We start from the raw sequence: 23104 nt of genomic DNA, 5'->3' as shown, positions 1-23104 counted from the left end.
CCGAACCGGAGAGTCCGCCCCGGGAGCCGCCCGATGAGGGTCCTGCTGATCGGAGCCAACGGATACATCGGCCGCTTCGTCGCCGACCGCCTGCTCGCCGACCCGGCCGTACAGCTCACCGCGCTGGGACGCGGCGACGACGCCGACGTACGGTTCGACCTCGCCTCCGGCAGCCCCGGCGCGCTCACCCGCTTCCTGGACGCCGTGCACCCCGGAGTCGTCATCAACTGCGCCGGTGCCATCCGCGGCGGCGCCCGCGAACTCACCCGGCACAACACCGTCGCCGTCGCCACCGTCTGCGAGGCCCTGCGCCGCAGCGGCTGCGGGGCCCGCCTGGTGCAGATCGGCTGCAGCGCGGAGTACGGACCCAGCCAGCCAGGCTCCTCCACGGCCGAAGACGCGGTCCCGCGCCCCGGCGGCCCGTACGGCGTCAGCAAACTCGCCGCCACCGAACTCGTCCTCGGCTCCGGGCTCGACGCCGTCGTGCTCCGCGTGTTCTCGCCCGCCGGGCCCGGCACCCCCGCCGGGTCCCCGCTCGGCCGCCTCGCCGAAGCCCTGCGCCGCGCCATGCAGTCCGGCGACGGCGAACTCAAGCTCGGCGGCCTCGGCGTCCAGCGCGACTTCGTCGACGTCCGCGACGTCGCCCGCGCCGTCCACGCCGCCTCCCTCTCCGCCGCCCAGGGCGTGATCAACATCGGCTCGGGCCGCGCCGTGCGCCTGCGTGACGCCGCCGCCGTCCTCGCCCGCGTGGCCGGCTACGGGGGCGCCCTGCACGAACTGGACGGCCCTCCCGGCCCGGTGCGGCCGGCACTCGCCCACCACCGGGGCGACCCCGAACACGCCGTCCCGGTCGCCTACCCCTACCCGGACGGCTGCGGCAGCTGGCAGCAGGCCGACGTCCGCACCGCCCGCGACCGGCTCGGCTGGCGGCCCCGGATCAACCTCGAGGAGTCCCTCGCGGACATCTGGATGGAGGCGGCATGCCGCATCTGACCAGCACCACAGCGGGCACCGCGAGCACCGGCCTGAGCGTGGGCCTCGGCATCCCCGGCTACGCCCACCCCCTCGTCGCCCCGCTGGAGTGGAGACAGATCACGCGCCCGGGCACCCCGGTGCACTGGGCCGTCCTGAACGTCAGCGGAGGCCCCGGCAGCCGGCCCGACCCGCACTGCCTGGAGGCGGCGGGACAGCTGAACAACGCGGGCGTCCGTGTTCTCGGTCACCTCGACCTCACCCATGGCGCACGCCCCTTCGGCGAACTGATCTCGGAGGCACGCCGGTATCTCGACTGGTATCGAGTCGACGGCTTCCTCCTGCACCGCTGCCCGACCGAGCGCGCGATGCTCCCCGAGGTCCGCCGCACGGTCACCAGCCTGCGTGCCCTGCTCGCCCCGGGCCACATCGTGCTCGGGCACGGCACTCACCCCCATCCCGGATATGCCGAACACGCCGACCAACTGGTCACCTTCTCCGGCTCCTGGAGCGACTACCGCTGGTCGCAGGTCGCCGAATGGACCGCCGAGCACCCGCCCGAACGCTTCTGCCACTTCGTGCACGGCGTGCCCCGCGGCCACCTCGAGGAGGCGCTGCGCATCGCCCGCTGGCAGGGCGCCGCCACGGTGTGGTTCACCGACCGCACGGATCGTGGCGGCCGCACCGACCCCTGGGAGCCCATGCCCGGCTACTGGGACGACATCGTCTCGCGCCTCGGAACGGGTGTCTCGGAATGAAGAAGGGCGTGGCAGTGTTACGAGGAGAACAACCGTAGTGATTGACCGACCAACGGAGTCCCCGTGTCGCTGCCACCCCTGGTCGAGCCGGCTTCCGAGCTCACCGTAGACGAGGTCCGCAGGTACTCCCGCCACCTGATCATCCCCGATGTCGGGATGGACGGGCAGAAGCGGCTGAAGAACGCCAAGGTGCTCTGTGTGGGCGCCGGCGGCCTGGGCTCGCCGGCGCTGATGTACCTGGCCGCGGCGGGCGTGGGAACGCTCGGCATCGTGGAGTTCGACGAGGTCGACGAGTCGAACCTGCAGCGGCAGATCATCCACAGTCAGTCCGACATCGGCCGCTCCAAGGCCGAGTCCGCGCGAGACACCGTCAAGGGCATCAACCCGTACGTCAACGTGGTCCTGCACGAAGAGCGGCTCGAAGCCGACAACGTGATGGACCTGTTCAGCCAGTACGACCTGATCATCGACGGCACCGACAACTTCGCGACCCGCTACCTGGTCAATGACGCCTGCGTGCTGCTGAACAAGCCGTACGTGTGGGGTTCGATCTACCGCTTCGACGGCCAGGCCTCCGTCTTCTGGTCCGAGCACGGCCCCTGCTACCGCTGCCTGTACCCGGAGCCCCCGCCGCCGGGCATGGTCCCGTCCTGCGCCGAGGGCGGCGTCCTGGGCGTGCTGTGCGCGTCCATCGGCTCCATCCAGGTCAACGAGGCCATCAAGCTCCTCACGGGCATCGGCGAGCCGCTGGTCGGCCGACTGATGATCTACGACGCCCTGGAGATGCAGTACCGCCAGGTCAAGGTCCGCAAGGACCCGAACTGCGCGGTCTGCGGTGAGAACCCGACCGTCACCGAGCTCATCGACTACGAGGCCTTCTGCGGCGTCGTCTCCGAGGAGGCCCAGGCGGCGGCCGCCGACTCGACGATCACTCCCAAGCAGCTCAAGGAGTGGATCGACGACGGCGAGAACATCGAGATCATCGACGTCCGCGAGCCGAACGAATACGAGATCGTCTCCATCCCGGGTGCCAAGCTGATCCCGAAGAACGAGTTCCTGATGGGCACCGCCCTGGAGACCCTCCCGCAGGACAGGAAGATCGTCCTGCACTGCAAGACGGGTGTCCGCAGTGCGGAAGTCCTCGCGGTCCTGAAGTCGGCGGGCTTCTCCGACGCCGTCCACGTGGGTGGCGGCGTGATCGGCTGGGTCAACCAGATCGAACCGCACAAGCCGGTGTACTGAGCCTCGGCTCACCTCCTGACTGCGAAGGTGGGGGCTTCGGGCGCCACGGGCGCCCGAAGCCCCCACCGCCGTCATGAACAGACCGTTCCGTCCTTTGGTACGGTCCCGTGCAGCAGATACGCGTTGACCGCGGAGTCCACGCAGGTGCTTCCGTTTCCGTACGCCCCGTGGCCCTCGCCCTTCCAGGTGAGCTCCACACCGACACCCTTGCCCAGCGCGTCGGCCATCTTCCGGGCGCCCTCGTAGGGCGTCGCCGGATCCCCGGTGTTGCCCACCAGCAGCACCGGCGCGGCTCCCGGAGCGCTGACCACCGGGTGGTCGTACTGCCCGGCCACCGGCCAGTCGTGGCACCAGCCGGCCGCGTCCCACCCCAGGAAGTCGCCGAAGACGGGTGAGATCTTCTCGAACTCCGGCAGCAGTTTCCGCACCGACTGGGGCGTCGGCCGCTGCCTGTCGTCGAGGCACGATATGACCCGTTGCGCGTGTGTCGTCGTGCCGTAGTGGCCCGACGCGTCGCGCTCGTTGTAGTCGTCGGCCAGCCTCAGCAGCTGAGAACCGTCGCCCGCCTCGGCCGCCTGCAGGGCGCTGGTGAGCACGGGCCAGCTCTGCTTGCTGTAGAGCGGCAGCACGATGCCGGTGAGGGCCAGTGTCTGGGTGAGCTTCCGGCCCGACGAGGTAGGCAGCGGTTCCGCGTCGATCCGTCGCAGCAACGCGGTGATCTTTTTCGAGCCCTGCCTCGGGTCCTGCCCCGTCGACCTCAGATAGTCGTCCAGGGCGCGCTGGAACCCGAGGGCCTGGTTCTTGGCGTGGCCGACGCTGTCCGCCGTGGGGTCGACGACGGCGTCCAGCACCATGCGTCCCACGTTCTTCGGGAACAGGTGGGCGTACACACCGCCCAGTTCGGTGCCGTACGAGATGCCGAAGTAGTGCGTCGTGCGGTCGCCGAGGACTTGGCGCATCAGGTCCATGTCCCGCGCGGTGTCGGTCGTCGAGACGTGCCCGAGCAGCTTTCCGGCGGCCTTCGCGCAGCCTTTGCCGAAGTCGGCGGCGTCATCGAGGTACGCCTTCTCCTCAGCAGTGTCGTCCGGTGTCACATCGATGCTCTCGGCGGCCTGGATCGCCTTGTCGCTGCGACAGCGGATCCCCTCGCTGGCCCCGACGCCGCGGGGGTCCCAGCTCACCAGGTCGTACCGCTCGTGCAGAGTGGAGAGCGTGCTCGCGAACGACGGCATCATCGAGACCCCCGAGCCGCCCGGACCGCCGAAGTTGAAGAGCAGTGAGCCGATCCGGTCGCCTCGGGCGGCCCGGGACCGGATCAGTGCCAGGCCGATCGTCTCACCGTCCGGCTTCGCCCAGTCCAGCGGTGCCTTCAGCGTGGCGCACTGCCAGTCGCCGTCCGGCGCCGAAGGGCCCTTGCAACGACCCCAGTCGAGCTTCTGCGAGGCGAGGGAGGAGGGCAGCCCCGAGGCCCCGACGGAAGAACCGCCACCGCAGCCGGCCACCAGCAGCGCGGCGGCGATCGCGGCCGTCCACCGTGCGAAACGTGACATGTGTACCCCCCTCGTCCGCTCCCCGCTCGGTTCCGCGGAAAGCAATGAGGCCATGGTAGGCGGGTCGACCGGACCCCATGTCGACCTGTGGATAACCCTCTGACCTGCTGATTCGTAACGCGGGTCGGGCGTGGATGGGCCGGGTGCAGGTGGGCCGGTCAGGTGCAGACGGTGCCGGCCGCGGGGACCTTTCCGTTCAGCAGGTAGCTGTTCACGACGCTCTGCACGCACTTGTTCTTGCTGTCGTAGGCGCCGTGCCCTTGGCCCTTGTACGTCAGCTCCACGCCGACGCCCTTGCCCAGTGCGTCCGCCATCCTCCTGGCGCCCTCGTACGGGGTGGCCGGGTCGCCGGTGTTGCCGATCACGAGGATCGGCGGGGCGCCGGGCGCGCTCACGTTCGGATGGTTGGCGGCTCCTGCCACGGGCCAGCCCGTGCAGCTGAGCATGCCCCAGGCCAGGAAGTCACCGAACACCGGGGAGGCGGCCCGGAACCGCGGCAGCTTGGCCTTCACGTCGGCCGGTGTGTACCGCGGCTTCTCGTCAGCGCAGTTGATGGCCACGTTCGCGGGGATGAGGTTGCTGTACTGGCCGTTCTCGTTGCGCCCGTTCATCGCGTCGGACAGCAGCATCAGCAACTCCCCGTCACCGGCGTACGCCTGCTGCAGTCCTTCGGTCAGGTAGCCCCAGAAGTCCTTGGAGTACAACGCCTGCGCGATGCCGTTGGTCGCGGCGGTCTGGGTCAGCCGGCGGGGGAAGACGCCGGGGATCGGCTTGGCGTCCAGTCTTTTCAGCAGGGCGGTGATCCGGTTCTCGACGTCCTGCGGGGTGCGGCCGACGGGGCAACCGGTGCTCCTGGAGGTGCAGTCCCGGGCGTAGTTGTCGAGCGCGAGCTGGAAGCCCTTGGCCTGTCCGAGCGCGCTCTGCTCCGGGTTCTGCGTGGGGTCGACGACCCCGTCCAGCACAGCTCGCCCGACGTTCTTCGGGAACAAGTGCGCGTAGACACCGCCGAGTTCGGTTCCGTACGAGATGCCGAAGTAGTGCAGCTTCTTGTCGCCGAGCACCTGGCGCAGCAGGTCCATGTCGCGTGCCGCGTCGGTGGTGCGCACATGGGGCAGCACCTTGCCGGAGCGCTTCTCGCAGGCGTTGTTGAACTGCTTGGTGCTGTTCAGGAAGGCGGTCAGCTCGGCCGCGTTGTCGGGCGTCTCGTCCTGCTGGAAGAAGGCGTCGAGCTGCTGGTCGTCCTCGCACTTCACACCGGCGCTGCGGCCGACTCCGCGTGGGTCGAAGCTCACGAGGTCATAGCGGGTGCGCAGGGTCTCGTAGTCCTGTGCGAAGGCGGGCAGCGCGCTGACACCGGAGCCGCCCGGGCCGCCGAAGTTGAAGATGAGGGAACCGATCCGCCGGCTCGGGGGGCCGCTTGCCTTGACCCGGATCAGCGCGATGTCGATGGTGCCGCTCGTGGGGTCGTCCCAGTTCAGTGGCGCCTTCAGGGTCGCGCACTGCCACCGTCCACCGTTCGGCAGCGGCGAGGGGGCGGTACCGCCGCCCTCCGACGTGGACGGCGCCGGACAGTTCGTCCAGATCAGCTTCTGACTCGACAGTTCCCCGTCCACGAAGCCGCCGGCGCAGCCCGTCAGTAGGGAGGACACAAGCACTGCGGAGGCGCTCACGGTAGCGGCGCGCTTCGGGAGACGGTTCGGCATGTTCCCATCGTGCGACCGCACGGCCCGGGGCGCTCGGGACGCGGTCCGTGCGGGTGAGTCCGGCTGCCGTCACCGCGGGTCGCCGGTGGCGGAGGAGTGGTGCCGGGCAGCACGGGTGGGCCTTGCGAGCTCCCACGCGCGCGTGCTGTGCGCGACCGTCCTAGAGCGCGTCCTTGCGCGTCAGATGGTTGAAGAACAGCCACCCGGGCAGCACGGGCAGCCACAGCGTCAGCAGCCGGTACAGCAGCACCGCGGGTGCCGCGACCTCCTTGGGGAGGCCGACGGCGATCAGACCGACCGTCAGCGTCGCCTCGACCGCGCCCACTCCGCCCGGGGTCGGGGCGGCCGAGCCGAGGGCGTTGCCGGCGAGGAAGACGACCGCGACGCTGGCCAGGCTCAGAGTGGTCCTCTCCTCGTGCCCGAACGCCCGGATCGAGGCGTCCAGGCACATCACGAAGGACGCGGTCAGCAGCAGCATGCCGCCGATGCCGGTGATCAGCTTCTGCGGCCGCTGCAGTACGTCGAGCATGCGCGGGACGACACCCGCGAACAGCGAGCGCACGCGCGTGACGACGAACTTCCGCAGGAACGGCACGGACGTGACCACCAGGACGAGCACCGCGACCGTCAGCAGCCCCGCGATGACCGTGCGGGACGGGGACAGGGACGGCGTCTTCTCGGTGCCCGTGAGGTAGCCGAAGGACAGCAGCATCAGGATGTGGCAGCCCAGCCCGAACAGCTGCGAGGCGCCGACGCTCGCCACCGCGAGTCCCGGCCGCACCCCCGCGCGCTGGAGGAAGCGGGTGTTGAGCGCCACGCCCCCGACCGCGGCGGGCGCCACGATCTTCACGAACGACCCGGCGACCTGCGCGGCCACGGCCCGCAGGAACGGCACGCGCTCGGGCACGAAGCCCAGCAGCGCCATCGCCGCCGCGACGTAGCTCAGTGCGGAGAAGAACACGGCCGCCGCCACCCAGCCCCACTCGGCGTTGGCGAAGAGTGTGCCGAACTGGATGTGGGTGAGCTGCGTCAGCAGGAAGTACGCGCCGATGGCGCCCGCCATGAAGCTGATCAGTGTGCGCGGCCGGACCCGCTCCAGGCGGGCCGGCTCCACCGGCGCCTGCGGCCGGATGCGCAGCACCTGGTGGCGGATCTGCGTGAGCAGGTCCTCCTCGCGGGCCTCCTCCAGCGCCTCGTCGATCGCTCGCTTCTCGGCCCGCTGCTCGGCGCGGACCGCCTTCTTGTCCGGCTTGTCGAGGGTGATCGTGGAGCCGTCGTGGGCCTCCTCCCCGCGAGCCACTTTGGCCTGCCGGGAAGCCTCCAGGACGGCCTCCCGCTCCCGCTGCGCCCGCTCCCGCGCCAGTTTCCTGAGCGTCGCGCGCGTGGAGCGGGTCAGCGCGATGGGTTGCAGCATGGGCAGACAGTCGGCGACCGCGTCCGGGCCGAGCACGTCGACCGCGGACGCCACCGCCCGTTCCGCGCCGACCCGGAGCCCGAGCGTGGTCAGCAGCTGCGCGATGTCCATGCGCAGCACCAGGTCACCGGCCGCGATCTCGCCGCCGCGCAGGTCCGTCAGGATGACGGTGCCGGAACGATCCACCACGAGAGCGTCGCCGGCGAGCCGACGGTGCGCGATGCGCCGGGACTGCAGCGCCCGCACCTGCTGCCAGGTGTCGTGCAGCAGATCGTCGGTGATCTCGTCATCGTCCAGCTGGTCGAGGGTGCGGCCGCCGGTGTGCTCGTAGACGAGCATCACGGCGTCGGGGCCCAGCTCGGAGGTCGCGATCAGCTTGGGCGCGTTGGCGCCGGCCGCGATGGCCGCGTACGCCAGGAGCGCCTCCTGCTCCAGGGCCTGCCGCAACGACTGCAGGCTGCGCCGCGTGGTGATCCCGCGCAGCGTCAGCCGCCGCCACACACGGTAGAAGAAGCCCTGCGCCTGCTGCTCGCGGTCGACGACGGTGACGTCGAGGGGCGGGCCGTCCTCCAGCGTGACGAAGTAGCGCCGGCCGCGGTCGCCGTTGTCCGCCGTGTCGGGCGTCTCCTCGCGCGCCGCGCTCACCGGGCGGAAGCCGACGGTGCGCAGCCCCGCCATCAGGGTCCGCCCGGTGGGCCGTACGTTCGGCGAGCCGACGGCGTACAGCGTTCCGGCCGCGACGCTCCAGCCGATCAGCACCGTCAGGATGATCGAGAACGGTGTGGTGTAGCCGGTGACGAGCATCGAGAAGGCGTCGAGCAGCAGCACCACCCACAGCACGGCACGCCAACGCGGCCTGCGTGACATGCCCACGGCGGTCATATAGGCGATGACGGGCGCGAGATAGCCGTGCACCGGGTCGGTCAGGGCATGGATGTCGCCGGGGGAGGGCTGGGTGAGGGCCTCCTGGATGGAGGGCGGGGCGGCCCGGGCGACCCACAGGTCCGTGGCCAGTGTCACTCCGTGCGCCAGGACCGCCGCGAGGACGCCGTCGGCGATGCGCAGCCCGTCCCGCTTGATCAGCCGTTCGATCGCGAAGGCGACCGGTACCAGCAGGATCGCGATGCTCGACGCCAGACCCGCGATCTTGATCAGCAGATCGGGTGCCTGCCCCGTGCCCCTGTTGATGTCCTGTTCGAGCCCCGATGTGGTGCCGTGCGCGAACGCGGCGACCGCGAGCAGCACCACGATCCCGAGCACGCCCACCAGAAGACGCATCAGGTCCGAGGGACGGTGCACGCGCGCGGGGAGCAGCGGTTCGTCGCCCTCCACCTCGTCGTTGTGGGCGTCGGTGCGCTCCTCGTCCGGCTCCGGCCGCCGGTGGGCAGCCGCTGTCTGCGGTGTGTCGACGTCGGGCGCCTCGGCGGCTTGGTTCTCGCTGTCGGGGGCCGTCTCGCCGACACTGTCGTGCGCCTTCTTGCCGACGCTGTCGTGCGCCGTCTCGCGCAGGCCGTCGGTGCGCCTGTCCTTGTTCGCTTCTTCGTTCGCCTCTTCGCCGGCGTGATGGCCCGCTGCGGCGGTGTCAGGGCGCGACGAACCCCCAGGGGTGCCCTCCGCGCCGTCGGGGTGCACGCCCTGTTGCTTCATCGTCTCTTCTTGATCTCGTATCACCAGTCACCGCCCGCACGATGGTGGCATGCTCACCCGACACACGGGGGCATCAGGGTGCAAATGCGGGGGCGCACAGTCTGCCCGAAGCACTGCGCCGGGGCGAGGGTCACGGTCGGCCGCTCTCTCATCACATTGTCGGTGGGGTGCGGCAGGATGGGGCGGATGAGCGAGGAGAACCTTGCGGCGGACGACCTGCCGGAGTACGCGGAACGAGTCCTTGACGTGGCGGAACGCATTCCGCCGGGGCGCGTGATGACGTACGGGGACGTCGCCGAGTGGCTGGAGGAGGGAGGTCCGCGCCAGGTGGGTCGTGTGATGGCGCTCTACGGCGGAGCGGTCCCCTGGTGGCGCGTCATCCGCGCGGACGGCGTACTGCTCCCGGGCCACGAGCTGGACGCGCTCGGCCACTACCGGGCGGAGGGCACCCCGCTGCGGGAGGCCGGCCGCGCCTCGGAGAGGCATCTGCCGCGGGTCGACATGCGGCGGGCCCGCTGGGACGGCGTCGAACGCGCGGAGGGTCACGTCTGACAGCTTCCGGCATCGGACGGGCCGAACGGCCACGCGTCGCCCGTAAGGGTGAAGCAGGGCACAGCCGTGGCATGCCGTACGTTCATGAACAGTGCGACCGCAGTGACGGAAGCGACCTGAGGGGGCGGCGGCAGATGGGGAAAGCCCTGCTTCCGCGGACCGGGCGGGCGTAGCGTCGAGGGCGCGCGTCCCCCTCATCCCGTGACCACCGTCCGTCCCGCGCGGCAGCCCTGTGGGCCGCCGCCCGACCACCGCCCCTCGACGACGGCGTTCCGCGCCGGCAGTGACCAGCACGAGTACGACCACCAGGACCGGCGAACCACGTGAGCTCCTCTTCCTCCACCAGACGCCTGCCGCACCCCCGGGTGCGGGAGGGGAGCCGTGGCGCTTACCGACTGGTGCGTACCCCGCCCGTCCGGGTGGATCCCCCTCGACTGGACGCGAGCCAGCGCGCGGTGGTTGACCACGAGTCCGGCCCACTGCTCGTTCTCGCAGGTCCGGGTACCGGGAAGACGACCACGCTCGTCGAGTCCGTCGCCGCCCGGATCGCCCGCGGCGGCGACCCGGAACGCATCCTGGTGCTCACGTTCAGCCGCAAGGCAGCCGTCGACCTGCGCGACCGCATGGCGCTGCGCACCGGCGCCGCGCACGCCCCGCAGGCCACCACGTTCCACTCGTTCTGCTACGCCCTTGTCCGCGCCCACCAGGACAGCGGCCTGTTCGTGGACCCTCTGCGCCTGCTGTCCGGCCCCGAGCAGGACGTGACCGTGCGCGAGCTGCTCGCCGGCCAGCCGGATCTGGAGCGCCTCGGCCTCGCGCACGTGCGCTGGCCCGACGAGCTGCGCGCCTGCCTGACCACGCGCGGCTTCGCCGACGAGGTCCGCGCCGTGCTGGCCCGCAGCCGGGAACTGGGCCTCGGCCCGGACGCCCTGCGCCGCTTCGCCGAGCGCACGGGCCGCCCCGACTGGCAGGCCGCGTCCGCTTTCCTCGCCGAGTACCTGGACGTCCTTGACCTCCAGGGAGTGATCGACTACGCGGAGCTGGTCCACCGCGCGGTCCTGCTGGCCCGCCGCCCGGGCGTCGCCGAGCGCCTGGCCGGCCAGTACGACGCGGTCTACGTCGACGAGTACCAGGACACCGATCCCGCTCAGGTACGGCTCCTTCAGGCCCTCGCCGGCGGCGGCCGGACCCTGGTGGCCTTCGGCGACCCCGACCAGTCGATCTACGCGTTCCGGGGCGCCGACGTGAACGGCATCCTGGACTTCCCCCACGCTTTCCCCCGCACCGGCGGCGCACCGGCGCCGGTGGAGGTCCTCAGGACGTCCCGCCGTTCCGGAGCCGCCCTCCTCGCCGCGACCCGGCTGCTGACCCAGCGCATGCCCCTGACCCGGCTTCCGGCGGAGAAGGTGCGCGCCCACCGCGAGCTCGCCGCCGTACGGGACGGGGGCCGTGTCGAGGTCTACACGTATCCCACTCCGGGCACGGAACTGGACAACATCGCCGACATCCTGCGCCGCGCGCACCTCGAGGACGGCGTTCCGTGGGGTGAGATGGCCATCCTGGTGCGCGCCGGAGCCCGCACCATCCCCACGGTCCGCCGCGCCCTGACGGCCGCCGGTGTCCCCCTGGACATCGACGGCGACGACCTGCCGCTGCGCCATGAGCCGGCGGTGACCCCGCTGCTGACGGCGCTGCGGGCGGTGGCGCAGGCGGAGGTGTCGACGTCCGGATCCGCGGAAGTCGAACAAGAGACCGAGTCGGAATCCTGGCTGGACACCGAGACCGCGCTCACCCTCCTCGCCTCCCCGCTCGCCGGCATGGACACCGCGGATCTGCGACGCCTCGGTCGTGCCCTGCGCGAGGAGGAGCGGGCGGCCGGCAACCCGGTGCCCCCGCCCTCGGACGACCTGCTCGCGCGGGCGCTGGCCGAACCCGAGCGCCTGGTCACGCACGACCCGGCGTACGCGCGCGGGGCCCAGCGCCTCGGCGCGCTGCTCCGGAAGGCCCGCGAGCGGCTCGCGAACGGCGGCACGGCGGAGGAGGCCCTGTGGGTGCTGTGGGACGGCACGCCGTGGCCCAGGCGGCTGGAGAACGCCTCCCGGCGCGGCGGCGCGGCAGGGCGCAACGCCGACCGTGACCTGGATGCCGTGTGCGCCCTGTTCGCGACCTCCGCGCGCGCGGAGGAGCGTATCGGCGGCCGGGGCGCCCTGAACTTCCTGGAGGAGATCGACGCCCAGGACATCGCCGCCGACACGCTCACCCGCCGCGCTGTGCGCCCCGACGCCGTCCGCCTGATGACCGCGCACCGCTCCAAGGGGCTGCAGTGGCGACTGGTCGTCGTCGCCGGTGTCCAGGAGGGCCTGTGGCCCGACCTGCGCCGCCGCGGCTCGCTCCTGGAGGCCGACCGCATCGGCCGCGACGGACTTGCCGAACCCCTCACCCCGGGCGCGCTGCTCGCCGAGGAGCGCCGCCTGTTCTACGTGGCCTGCACGCGCGCGCGTGAACGGCTGGTCGTCACCGCCGTGAAGGCCCCCGCCGACGACGGCGACCAGCCCTCCCGCTTCCTCGCCGAGCTCGGCGTCGAACCCAGGGACGTCACCGGCCGCCCACGTCGCCCCCTGTCCGTCGCCGCCCTGGTCGCCGAACTGCGCGCCACGACCGTCGACCCGCGCGCCTCCGACGCCCTTCGTGCGGCCGCCGCCCACCGGCTGGCCCGGCTCGCCGCCCTCGCCGACGAGGACGGACGGCCCCTGGTGCCCTCCGCTCACCCGTACCGCTGGTGGGGCCTGTGGGACCCGACCGAGAGCAAGGTGCCGCTGCGCGACCGCGACCAGCCCGTCGTGCTCTCCGGAAGCGCCCTCGACCAGCTCGCGAACACATGTGCGCTGCAGTGGTTCCTGGGCCGCGAGGTGAAGGCCGACACGCCCGCGACCGCCGCCCAGGGGTTCGGGAACGTGGTGCACGTCCTCGCCGACGAGGTCGCCTCCGGGCGCACCCCCGCCGACCTGGACGTCCTCATGGAACGCCTGGACTCGGTGTGGAACGCCCTCGCCTTCGACGCGCCGTGGAAGTCCGCTCAGGAGAAGGACAACGCGCGCGCGGCGCTCGAACGCTTCCTGAACTGGCACGTCCACTCCAACGGGGTCCGCGCCGGGCGAACGCCCGTGGCCAGCGAGCACGACTTCGACGTCACCCTCGAAGCAGGCGACTACCAGGTGCGCATCCGCGGCTCCATGGACCGCGTGGAATCCGACGGCGAGGGCCGCGCCTATGTGGTCGACTTCAAGACCGGCAAGCAGGCGCCCAGTGCCGCGGAGGTGGACCGTCATCCACAGCTCGCGGTCTACCAGCTCGCCGTGCGCGAGGGCGCCGTCGACGAGGCGTTCGGCGGTCGGCGCCCCGAGCCGGGCGGCGCGGAACTGGTGCACCTGCGGCAGGGCGCGGCGAGGAAGGACGGTGGTGAAACGCTGCCCAAGGTACAGGCGCAACAGCCCCTGGAAGGTGATTGGGCCGGGGAGCTGCTGGCCACCGCCGCCGGCAAGGTCCTCGACGAGCGTTTCTCGCCGACCACCGGGCAGCACTGCACGCACTGCGCGTTCCGGGCGTCGTGCAGCGCGCGGCCGGAGGGCCGACAGGTCGTGGAGTGACGGCACAGGGGTGACAGCCCGGTGTGTGACCGGTCGCACCACCCGTTCCGACCAGCACACCATCGAGCGCGGCAGGCAGCTGGGCACCACTGTCAGTGCCCACCGATAGCCTCTCCGTCGTGCCCGCTCGTATCACCGACCCCGACCAGCTCAAGGAGCTCCTCGGCATCCCGTTCACTTCGGAGCAGACGGCCTGCATCACCGCGCCGCCCGCCCCGCAGGTGATCGTGGCCGGAGCCGGGTCGGGCAAGACCACGGTGATGGCGGCCCGCGTGGTGTGGCTCGTCGGCACCGGACAAGTCGCCCCGGAGCAGGTCCTCGGCCTGACCTTCACCAACAAGGCGGCCGGTGAACTCGCCGAGCGGGTCCGCAAGGCGCTGATCAAGGCGGGCGTCACCGACCCGGACGTGATCGACCCGGACAACCCGCCGGGCGAGCCGGTGATCTCGACGTACCACGCCTTCGCGGGCCGGCTCCTCACCGACCACGGTCTGCGCATCGGGCTCGAGCCCACCTCACGCCTGCTCGCCGACGCCACCCGCTACCAGCTCGCCGCACGCGTGCTGCGCGAGGCACCCGGCCCCTATCCGGCGCTGACCCGGTCCTTCCCGGACCTCGTCGGCGACCTGCTCACCCTCGACGCCGAACTGGCCGAGCACCTCGTGGCACCGGAGGACCTGCGCGCCCACGACGCCGAGCTGCTGCGCACCCTGCAGGGCGTCAGGCTCACCAACGCCGACCTGCGCAAGGTCCCCGAGACAGCCGCCGCCCGCCGCGAGCTCGCCGAGCTGGTGATCCGCTACCGAGCGGCCAAGCGTGAGCGGGACCTGCTCGACTTCGGCGACCAGATCGCCCTCTCCGCGCAGCTGGCCGGCCTCCCCGAGGTGGGCCGCATCCTGCGGGACGAGTTCCGCGTGGTCCTGCTCGACGAGTACCAGGACACCTCAGTGGCCCAGCGCGTCCTGCTCGCCGGACTCTTCGGCGGCGGCACCGGCCACCCCGTGACCGCCGTCGGCGACCCCTGCCAGGCGATCTACGGCTGGCGCGGAGCCTCCGTCGCCAACCTCGACGACTTCCCCGAGCACTTCCCGCACGCCGAAGGCCGCCCCGCCACCCGCCAGGCCCTCAGCGAGAACCGCCGAAGCGGCGGCCGCCTCCTCGACCTGGCCAACGGCCTCGCGGCGCCCCTGCGCGCGATGCACGCGGGTGTGGAGGCCCTGCGCCCCGCCCCCGGCGCCGAGCGCGACGGCCTGGTGCGCTGCGCCCTGCTGCGCACCCACGCCGAGGAGATCGACTGGATCGCCGACTCCATCGCCCACCTGGTGCGCACCGGCACCGCTCCCGGCGAGATCGCCGTCCTGTGCCGCACCGCGACCGACTTCGCCCAGATCCAGGGAGCCCTCGTCGCGCGCGACATCCCGGTCGAGGTCGTGGGTCTGTCCGGGCTGCTGCACCTGCCCGAGGTCGCCGACCTCGTCGCCGTCTGCGAGGTCCTCCAGGACCCCGGCGCCAACGCCGCCCTGGTGCGCCTCCTCACCGGGCCGCGTTGGCGCATCGGGCCCCGCGACCTCGCGCTCCTGGGCCGGCGCGCCCGGTTCCTCGTGTCGCACGCGCGCGTGGACGACGACGAGGACCCGGACCGCCGGCTCGCCGCCGCCGTCGAGGGCGTCGACCCGTCCGAGGTGATCTCGCTCGCGGACGCCCTCGACACCTTCCTCGAGATGCCCATGGAGGCCGAGCGGGAGGACGACGGGCTGCCGTTCTCACCCGACGCGCGCGTACGGTTCGCACGGCTGGCCGCCGAACTGCGTGACCTGCGCCGCTCCCTCGCCGACCCGCTGATGGACGTCCTGCACCGCGTGCTCGCCGTCACCGGCCTGGAAGTGGAGCTGTCCGCGTCCCCGCACGCGCTGGCCGCCCGCCGCCGCGAAACCCTCTCGAACTTCCTCGACATCGCCGCGTCGTTCGCCGGCAACGAACCGGACGCCAGTCTTCTCGCCTTCCTCGGTTTCCTGCGCACCGCCGCCCAGTACGAGAAGGGCCTGGACAACGCCCTCCCTGGTGGCGAGAACACCGTCAAGGTGCTCACCGCGCACAAGTCCAAGGGTCTGGAGTGGGACGTCGTCGCCGTACCCGGGCTGGTCAAAGGCACCTTCCCGAGCGCCCAGGGCCGCGAGAAGTGGACCGCCCAGGGCAAGGTGCTGCCGCACGCGCTGCGCGGCGACGCCGACACCCTGCCCGACGTCGAGACCTGGGACTCCCGCGGCCTGAAGGCCTTCCACGAGGCCATGAAGGAGCACCAGCACACCGAGGAGCTGCGCCTCGGCTACGTCACCTTCACCCGTCCCCGCTCCCTGCTGCTCGGTTCCGGCCACTGGTGGGGCCCTGCCCAGAAGCGCCCCCGAGGCCCCTCGGACTTTCTCCAGGCCCTCTACGAGCACTGCGAGGCCGGCCACGGCGAGATCGAGGTGTGGGCCGACCCGCCCGCCGACGACGAGGAGAACCCGGCACTCCACGAGGCCGCCGCCGACCACGCCTGGCCGCTCCCGCTGGACGAGGCCGCCCTGGCCCGCCGCCGCGCCGCCGCCGCGACCGTACTCGCCCACCTGCAGCAACTTGCCTCCCAGGACGGCGCTCATCCGGCCGTCGGCCAGGACGCGTACGACGACCCGGAATGGCCGCCACCGCCGGACGACGAAGACCTCTACGACGACCTGGGGGTGGAGGAAGCCGCCCACGGCACGCCCGCGCCCGCCGAGGAGGAAGCCGTCGGGTACGACCACCCCGAAGAGGACGCCTCCGACTGGGACTCCTGGCCGATCCACCGTCCCGCGCCCTCCTCCGCGGCCCCCCACGTGCGCGTACCCGCGGGCGACGCCACCCCCACCGTCCCGCACGCCAGGCGTCACCCGCCCGAGGACTCCCCGGCGCTCACTCCGGAGGAGGCCCGTACCGTCGCGTCCTGGGACCGCGATCTGGACGCCCTCACCGGAGAGCTGCTGCGCGCCCGCGCAGCCGTCACCGACGTGCCGCTGCCGCCGTCCCTGACCGCGTCCCAGGTGCTGCGCCTGGCCGCCGACCCGGACGGGCTCGCCCAGGAACTCGCGCGCCCCATGCCCCGCCCTCCGCAGCCGGCGGCGCGCCGGGGCACCCGATTCCACGCCTGGGTGGAGGCACGCTTCGAGGAGCTGCGGCTGCCCATGCTGGAGCCGGAGGAACTGCCCGGCAGCGACGCCGAGATCGCCGACGAGCGCGACCTGGAGACCCTCAAGGACGCCTTCGAACGCACCCCCTACGCCCACCGCACCCCCTACCGCGTCGAGGCGCCCTTCCAGCTCAGCATCGCCGGCCGCGTGGTGCGCGGCCGCATAGACGCCGTCTACCGTGTGGACGGCGACGACGGCACGCGGTACGAGATCGTCGACTGGAAGACCAGCCGCGCCCGCACCGCCGACCCGCTCCAGCTCGCCCTGTACCGCCTCGCCTGGGCCGAGCAGCAGGGTGTGCCGCTGGACGCCGTCAGCGCCGCGTTCCTGTACGTCCGCAGCGGCGAGGTCGTTCGCCCCGAAGGACTCCCGGACCGAGCCGCCCTCGAGCGGCTGTTCCTGGCCGACTCCTCCGCTGGGGAACCGGCGGACCAGGATGTCGGCGCGGGCCGATAGGCTCGTGGCCATGAGCGAGACCCCGGACAGTGCCGTCCGTACGTACATCGACAGCCACTGTGCCGCCTTCCTCGACGACCTCGCGGAGTGGCTGCGCATCCCGTCGGTGTCCGCCCAGCCCGAGCGCGCGGCGGACGTACGGCGCAGTGCCGACTGGCTCGCCGCCAAGCTCAAGGAGACCGGCTTCCCCACCGCCGAGGTGTGGCAGACGGCCGGAGCTCCCGCGGTCTTCGCCGAGTGGCCCTCCGACGACCCGCAGGCACCCACCGTCCTCGTCTACGGCCACCACGATGTCCAGCCCGCCGCCCGCGAGGACGGCTGGGACAGCGACCCCTTCGAACCGGTGATCCGTGACGGCCGCCTGTACGCGCGCGGGGCTGCCGACGACAAGGGCCAGGTGTTCTTCCACACCCTCGGTGTCCGCGCCCACCTCGCCGCCACCGGGCGCACCACTCCGGCCGTCCACCTGAAGCTGCTGATCGAGGGCGAGGAGGAATCCGGCTCCCCGAACTTCCGCACCCTCGTCGAACAGCACGCCGACCGGCTCGCCGCCGACACGGTGATCGTCTCGGACACCGGCATGTGGTCGGCGGACATTCCGACCGTCTGCACCGGTATGCGCGGCCTCGCCGAATGCGAGATCACCCTGTACGGGCCCGAGCAGGACATCCACTCCGGGTCCTTCGGCGGCGCCGTGCCCAACCCGGCCACCGCGGCCGCCCGCCTGGTCGCCGCCCTGCACGACGAGCACGCGCGCGTGGCGATACCGGGCTTCTACGACGGCGTCATCGACCTCACCGATCGCGAGCGCGAACTCTTCGCCGAACTGCCCTTCGACGAGGAGCAGTGGCTGCGGACCGCCCGGTCGACCGCCACGTACGGGGAGGCGGGACACACCACCCTGGAGCGCATCTGGGCCCGCCCCACCGCCGAGGTCAACGGCATCGGCGGCGGCTACCAGGGCCCCGGCAGCAAGACGATCATCCCGTCCTCCGCCATGGTCAAGCTCTCCTTCCGGTTGGTCGCGGGCCAGGACCCCGACCACATCGAGAAGGTGGTGCGCGCCTGGGCGGCGGATGCGCTGCCCACCGGGATCCGGCACGAGGTGACGTTCGGCGCGGCCACCCGCCCCTGCCTGACACCCCTCGACCACCCAGCCCTGCAGTCCGTCGTACGCGCCATGGGCCGCGCCTTCCAGCAGCCCGTCCGCTTTACCCGCGAGGGCGGATCCGGACCCGCTGCCGACCTCCAGGAGGTCCTCGGCGCACCGGTTCTGTTCCTCGGCGTCTCCATCCCCTCCGACGGCTGGCACGCCCCGAACGAGAAGGTCGAACTCGACCTGCTCCTCAAAGGCGTCGAAACCGCCGCATACCTGTGGGACGACCTGGGGGAGCGCCGGCGCGATGCAGACTGACGAAGGCGCGGCGCGCAGGGTCGCCCGGGCGCACCGCCCGGCACGGCACACTGGAGGAGCCGCCCTGCCCGCCTCACGCCCGCCCGGCCCGGTCCCTGCCCGACCTACGCCTTGCTGAACCGCCCGCCGAAACCACCGTTGCACCGGGGGAGTTGGAAGCACCCGTGACCACCTGGACCGACCACACCGCCGACCGGCCCATCTCGCTCACCGCGCCGAGCGGCATCGACCGGGCCGCCCACCACCGGCTCGACGAGGCATGGCTCGCCGCGGCCTGGAGCCACCCCTCGACGCGTTGCTTCGTGGTCTCCGGCGGCCAGGTCCTCATCGACGAGACGCCCGACGGCCGGACCGAACTGGTCATGACCCCCTCCTTCGAAGCCCCCCTCACGGAGGCCCACCGCTACTTCCTGGGCACCGACGAGGACGGCGTCAGCTACTTCGCCCTCCAGAAGGACGCGCTTCCCGGCCGCATGGACCAGTCGGCGCGCCCGGCCGGTCTGCGCGAGGCAGGACTGCTGCTGTCGCCACGCGACGCGGGGCTGATGGTCCACGCGGTCGCCCTGGAGAACTGGCAGCGTCTGCACCGCTTCTGCTCACGCTGCGGCGAGCGCACGGTCATCGCGGCCGCCGGTCACATTCGCCGCTGCCCCGCCTGCGGCGCCGAGCACTACCCGCGCACCGACCCGGCTGTGATCATGGCCGTCACGGACGACGACGACCGCATCCTGCTCGGCCGCCAGGTGCACTGGCCCGAGGGCCGCTTCTCGACCCTCGCCGGCTTCGTCGAGCCGGGGGAGTCCATCGAGCAGTCGGTGCGCCGCGAGGTCTTCGAAGAGGTCGGCATCACGATCGGCGAGGTCCAGTACATCGCCAGTCAGCCCTGGCCCTTCCCGTCCAGCCTGATGCTCGGCTTCCTCGCCCACGCCACCACCACCGACATCGACGTCGACGGGGACGAGATCCACGAGGCGCGCTGGTTCTCCCGTGAGGAACTGCGCACCGCGTTCGAGACCGGAGAGGTCCTGCCGCCGTACGGCATCTCCATCGCGGCCCGTCTGATCGAGCTGTGGTACGGCAAGCCCTTGCCGACCCGGAGCGTCTGACCCGGTGCGGGCGCGCACGAACGACCCGTACTGGAACCACAATGTCCACTACCACCCCGCGGTCCTCGCCGCCGTACCGGCCGGCTGTGGCACGGCTCTGGACGTCGGCTGCGGCGACGGTCTGCTCGCCCGGAAGCTTTCGACCAGGGCCGGATCCGTCACCGGGGTGGACCGCTCGCCGGAGATGATCCGGCTGGCGCGCCGAGACACGCCCCCGAACGTCACTTTCCTCCGAGTGGACTACCTCGATGACGCCTCCTTGCCGGAAGGCGGGTACGACTTCGTCAGTGCGGTCGCCGTCGTCCACCACACGACCTTCGAGGAGGCGGTGGGGCGTCTGGTGCGGCTCACGGCGCCCGGCGGGCGACTCATGATCGTCGGACTGGCGTACAACCGGACGTCCCTGGACTGGGTGATCAGCGGCTGCGGCGTGCCGGCGAGCCGGCTGCATGCGCTGCTGCGCGGAGGCAAGCGGGGCCCGGCCGGCATGCCGATCGAGGACTCGACCATGCACTGGGGCGAGGTCCGGAAGGCTGCCCGGCAGCTGCTGCCCGGTTGCCGGTTCCGCCGCCGGCTCCTGTGGCGGTACACGCTGATTTGGGACAAGCCGGACAAATCATAAGAAGGCGGTCCCTCAGGTATGCCAGGAACCGCCTTCCGTGCAGGGCTTGCCCTACGGCTGTTGTTACGCGCCGATCTTCTGCTTGACCTGTGCCAGCGACGGGTTCGTCAGCGTGGTGCCGTCCGGGAACAGCACGGTCGGCACCGTCTGGTTTCCGCCGTTCGCCTTCTCCACGAACGCGGCCGACTCCGGGTCCTGCTCGATGTTGATCTCGTCGTACGTGATGCCCTCACGGTCCAGCTGGCTCTTCAGCCGACGGCAGTAGCCGCACCATGAGGTGCTGTACATCGTCACAGTGCCCGACATGTCGGTTGCGCTCCTTTACGGCTAGGGTGCGTGGTCGCTGAGAAGGCAACGTTCGCGAAGGTTCCCCCATTCCCCGGGCCGTGTCGGCGTGACGCCTGTCGTATGAGACCTATTAGTACGACCGCAACCGTCCCCCTGTGGACAACCGCCGCACCCGCCTCCGCCGACCTGGCAGCATGGCGGGGTGACAGCAGCAAGGCATTCCACTCTCTTCTCCCGGGTTCCCGGCGGCTCCCCGGACTCGGCTGCGCCGAGCGGGGCCGACGCCGTGCTCGAGGGGCTCGACCCCGAGCAGCGTGAGGTGGCGACCGCCCTGCACGGCCCGGTGTGCGTGCTGGCCGGAGCCGGCACCGGCAAGACGCGGGCCATCACCCACCGCATCGCCTACGGAGTCCGGGCCGGCATCCTCCAGCCCTCCAGCGTGCTGGCCGTCACGTTCACCAACCGTGCCGCGGGCGAGATGCGCGGGCGCCTCCGCCAGCTCGGCGCCACCGGTGTCCAGGCCCGTACCTTCCACTCCGCGGCCCTGCGCCAGCTCCAGTACTTCTGGCCGAAAGCGATCGGCGGCAGCCTCCCCAGGATCGTCGACCGCAAGGTCCAGATCGTCGCGGACGCGGCCGCCGCCTGCCGCATCCGCCTCGACCGCAACGAGCTGCGGGACGTCACGGCCGAAATCGAATGGTCCAAGGTCACCCAGACCGTCCCCGCCGACTACGCCGCCGCGGCCGCCAAGACCGGACGCGAAGCGCCCCGCGACCGCGCCGAGATCGCCCAGCTCTACGCCGCCTACGAAGACCTCAAGCGGGACCGCGGCGTCATCGACTTCGAGGACGTCCTCCTCCTCACCGTCGGCATCCTCCAGGACCGGCACGACATCGCAGAGGAGGTCCGTGCCCAGTACCAGCACTTCGTCGTCGACGAGTACCAGGACGTCAGCCCGCTGCAGCAGCGCCTGCTGGAGCTGTGGCTCGGTGACCGCGACAACCTGTGCGTGGTCGGCGACGCCAGCCAGACGATCTACTCCTTCACCGGCGCCACGCCCGACCACCTGCTCGACTTCCGTGTCCGCCACCCGGGAGCCACGGTCGTCAAGCTGGTCCGGGACTACCGCTCCACCCCGCAGGTCGTCCACCTCGCCAACGGCCTGCTCGCCCAGGCCCGGGGCCGCGCCGCCGAACACCGCCTCGAACTGGTCTCGCAGCGTGACCCCGGCCCCGAACCCGTCTACACCGAGTACGCCGACGAGCCCGCCGAGGCAGAGGGTGCCGCCCGCCGCATCCGCGGCCTGCTCGCCGACGGTGTGCCCGCGTCCGAGATCGCCATCCTGTTCCGCACCAACTCCCAGTCCGAGATCTACGAACAAGCCCTCGCGGACGCCGGGGTGCCCTATCAGCTGCGTGGTGCCGAACGCTTCTTCGACCGCCCCGAGGTGCGCAAGGCGGGCATCGCCCTGCGCGGCGCCGCCCGCTTCGGCGCGAACGACTCCCTCCTCGACGACACCGTCGACCTGCCCTCCCAGGTGCGTGCCGTCCTTGCGGGCGAAGGGTGGACATCCGTGCCGCCCGCCGGCTCCGGAGCCGTCAGAGAGCGGTGGGAGTCGCTGGCCGCGCTCGTCAATCTCGCCCAGGACTTCGCCGCGGCCAAGCCCGACGCCACCCTCGCCGACCTCGTGGCGGAACTCGACGAGCGGGCGAACGCCCAGCACGCCCCGACCGTGCAGGGCGTCACTCTCGCCTCCCTGCACTCCGCGAAGGGTCTGGAGTGGGACGCCGTCTTCCTCGTCGGGGTCGCCGAGGGCATGATGCCCATCACCTACGCGAGGACCGACGAGCAGATCGAGGAGGAGCGCCGTCTCCTCTACGTCGGCGTCACCCGCGCGAGGGAACGTCTCCACGTCTCCTGGTCCCTGTCCCGCTCACCGGGTGGCCGCCCGAGCCGGCGGCCGAGCCGGTTCCTCGACGGGCTGCGTCCCGGCTCCTCCGCCACCACCGGCCGTACCTCCAACGGAGGCACGGGTGGGATCGAACGGGGCGTCAGCGCTTTCAGTACGCCCGCCACGGCCCTCACCCCACGCCGTACCAGCAGAACTCCGGCCCGATGCCGGGTCTGTGGGCGCACGCTGTCCGACGCGGGCGAGATGAAGCTGATGCGCTGTGACGACTGCCCCTCCGACATGGACGAGGGCCTGTACGAACGGCTGCGCGAGTGGCGGGCCGTGCAGGCACAGCGCAGTGGGCAGCCGGCGTTCTGCGTCTTCACCGACAGGACGCTGGTCGCGATTGCCGAGGCCGTGCCCGCCGATGAGCGTGAACTGGCCCGCATCCCAGGGGTTGGAGCCCGCAAACTGGCCCGCTACGGCGCCGACGTTTTGGCCATCTGCGCAGGTCGCGAAGTTGGGGAGCAGAACAACGGTGACTGAAACCAACTCGTCGAAAAAATAGTTTGCGCATGCCCCAGCAATCCCCATAGGTTCTTAGCCACGGGGACAGCGGCCTTCTCGGAGGCCCTG

General features: G+C 71.7%; 15 protein-coding genes. 11 read left to right on the top strand and 4 right to left on the bottom strand.

Features of this window, described 5'->3' with window-relative positions; genetic code table 11:
• Positions 1 to 33 precede the first annotated feature (33 nt).
• The 3 genes from ACFYZJ_RS16220 (at position 34) to moeZ (ending at position 2972) form a co-directional block, all read left to right on the top strand.
• Positions 34 to 993, top strand: coding sequence for an NAD-dependent epimerase/dehydratase family protein (locus ACFYZJ_RS16220; protein WP_388567972.1), 960 nt, complete (start codon positions 34 to 36; stop codon positions 991 to 993).
• Positions 981 to 1730 carry a spherulation-specific family 4 protein gene (locus ACFYZJ_RS16215; protein WP_388567969.1) on the top strand — a complete coding sequence of 250 codons (750 nt, stop codon included), beginning with the start codon at positions 981 to 983 and terminating at the stop codon, positions 1728 to 1730. Before ACFYZJ_RS16220 ends, ACFYZJ_RS16215 begins: the two co-directional genes overlap by 13 nt.
• Positions 1731 to 1793: 63 nt before the next feature.
• A complete protein-coding gene (gene moeZ / locus ACFYZJ_RS16210) occupies positions 1794 to 2972 on the top strand; it encodes an adenylyltransferase/sulfurtransferase MoeZ (RefSeq protein ID WP_388567966.1) in 1179 nt (392 codons plus the stop codon).
• Positions 2973 to 3043: 71 nt separating this feature from the next.
• On the opposite strand, the gene ACFYZJ_RS16205 is transcribed toward moeZ, so the two are convergent.
• The 3 genes from ACFYZJ_RS16205 to ACFYZJ_RS16195 all read right to left on the bottom strand — a co-directional run bounded on the left by ACFYZJ_RS16205 (position 3044) and on the right by ACFYZJ_RS16195 (position 9286).
• Positions 3044 to 4522, bottom strand: a complete 1479-nt coding sequence (locus tag ACFYZJ_RS16205) for an alpha/beta hydrolase (protein WP_388567963.1) — start codon at positions 4520 to 4522, stop codon at positions 3044 to 3046.
• A gap of 158 nt (positions 4523 to 4680) precedes the next feature.
• Positions 4681 to 6225, bottom strand: a complete 1545-nt coding sequence (locus ACFYZJ_RS16200) for an alpha/beta hydrolase (protein ID WP_388567961.1) — start codon at positions 6223 to 6225, stop codon at positions 4681 to 4683.
• A 160-nt stretch (positions 6226 to 6385) separates the two neighbouring features.
• Positions 6386 to 9286, bottom strand: coding sequence for a lysylphosphatidylglycerol synthase domain-containing protein (locus tag ACFYZJ_RS16195; protein ID WP_388567958.1), 2901 nt, complete (start codon positions 9284 to 9286; stop codon positions 6386 to 6388).
• 186 nt (positions 9287 to 9472) lie between these two features.
• Between ACFYZJ_RS16195 and ACFYZJ_RS16190 the strand changes: the two genes are divergently transcribed.
• The 7 genes from ACFYZJ_RS16190 (at position 9473) to ACFYZJ_RS16160 (ending at position 20289) form a co-directional block, all read left to right on the top strand.
• Positions 9473 to 9838: an MGMT family protein gene (locus tag ACFYZJ_RS16190; protein WP_388567956.1), complete on the top strand. Its 366-nt coding sequence runs from the start codon at positions 9473 to 9475 to the stop codon at positions 9836 to 9838.
• A 201-nt stretch (positions 9839 to 10039) separates the two neighbouring features.
• A complete protein-coding gene (locus ACFYZJ_RS16185) occupies positions 10040 to 10165 on the top strand; it encodes a hypothetical protein (RefSeq protein WP_388567953.1) in 126 nt (41 codons plus the stop codon).
• Positions 10162 to 13485 (top strand): ATP-dependent helicase, encoded by a 3324-nt coding sequence (locus ACFYZJ_RS16180; protein WP_388567951.1) that lies wholly within the window; start codon positions 10162 to 10164, stop codon positions 13483 to 13485. Before ACFYZJ_RS16185 ends, ACFYZJ_RS16180 begins: the two co-directional genes overlap by 4 nt.
• Before the next feature lie 119 nt (positions 13486 to 13604).
• Positions 13605 to 17147 carry a UvrD-helicase domain-containing protein gene (locus tag ACFYZJ_RS16175; protein ID WP_388567948.1) on the top strand — a complete coding sequence of 1181 codons (3543 nt, stop codon included), beginning with the start codon at positions 13605 to 13607 and terminating at the stop codon, positions 17145 to 17147.
• A gap of 10 nt (positions 17148 to 17157) precedes the next feature.
• Positions 17158 to 18561, top strand: a complete 1404-nt coding sequence (locus ACFYZJ_RS16170) for a dipeptidase (protein WP_388567945.1) — start codon at positions 17158 to 17160, stop codon at positions 18559 to 18561.
• Positions 18562 to 18725: 164 nt separating this feature from the next.
• Positions 18726 to 19667, top strand: a complete 942-nt coding sequence (gene nudC, locus ACFYZJ_RS16165) for an NAD(+) diphosphatase (protein WP_388567943.1) — start codon at positions 18726 to 18728, stop codon at positions 19665 to 19667.
• 4 nt (positions 19668 to 19671) lie between these two features.
• Entirely contained in the window at positions 19672 to 20289 is a 618-nt protein-coding gene (locus ACFYZJ_RS16160; RefSeq protein ID WP_388567940.1) for a class I SAM-dependent methyltransferase, read from the top strand.
• A gap of 63 nt (positions 20290 to 20352) precedes the next feature.
• Here ACFYZJ_RS16160 and ACFYZJ_RS16155 read toward each other — a convergent pair whose 3' ends face one another.
• On the bottom strand, positions 20353 to 20595 hold the full coding sequence (locus tag ACFYZJ_RS16155; RefSeq protein WP_388567937.1) for a mycoredoxin: 243 nt from the start codon (positions 20593 to 20595) through the stop codon (positions 20353 to 20355).
• 184 nt (positions 20596 to 20779) lie between these two features.
• Between ACFYZJ_RS16155 and ACFYZJ_RS16150 the strand changes: the two genes are divergently transcribed.
• Positions 20780 to 23014: an ATP-dependent DNA helicase UvrD2 gene (locus ACFYZJ_RS16150; RefSeq protein ID WP_388567934.1), complete on the top strand. Its 2235-nt coding sequence runs from the start codon at positions 20780 to 20782 to the stop codon at positions 23012 to 23014.
• The last annotated feature ends 90 nt before the right edge of the window (positions 23015 to 23104 follow it).

Source organism: Streptomyces sp. NPDC001848 (assembly GCF_042891915.1).
Classification (GTDB): Bacteria; Actinomycetota; Actinomycetes; order Streptomycetales; family Streptomycetaceae; genus Streptomyces.
This window is presented reverse-complemented; position numbering and strand designations above follow the sequence as displayed.

What these genes read in the sequence shown, in the direction of transcription:
- ACFYZJ_RS16220 (WP_388567972.1), top strand. Translation starts at nt 34, where the DNA reads ATGAGGGTCCTGCTGATCGGAGCCAACGGATACATCGGCCGCTTCGTC.
- ACFYZJ_RS16215 (WP_388567969.1), top strand. Translation starts at nt 981, where the DNA reads ATGCCGCATCTGACCAGCACCACAGCGGGCACCGCGAGCACCGGCCTG.
- ACFYZJ_RS16205 (WP_388567963.1), bottom strand. Translation starts at nt 4,522, where the DNA reads ATGTCACGTTTCGCACGGTGGACGGCCGCGATCGCCGCCGCGCTGCTG.
- ACFYZJ_RS16200 (WP_388567961.1), bottom strand. Translation starts at nt 6,225, where the DNA reads ATGCCGAACCGTCTCCCGAAGCGCGCCGCTACCGTGAGCGCCTCCGCA.
- ACFYZJ_RS16195 (WP_388567958.1), bottom strand. Translation starts at nt 9,286, where the DNA reads ATGAAGCAACAGGGCGTGCACCCCGACGGCGCGGAGGGCACCCCTGGG.
- ACFYZJ_RS16190 (WP_388567956.1), top strand. Translation starts at nt 9,473, where the DNA reads ATGAGCGAGGAGAACCTTGCGGCGGACGACCTGCCGGAGTACGCGGAA.
- ACFYZJ_RS16170 (WP_388567945.1), top strand. Translation starts at nt 17,158, where the DNA reads ATGAGCGAGACCCCGGACAGTGCCGTCCGTACGTACATCGACAGCCAC.
- ACFYZJ_RS16155 (WP_388567937.1), bottom strand. Translation starts at nt 20,595, where the DNA reads ATGTCGGGCACTGTGACGATGTACAGCACCTCATGGTGCGGCTACTGC.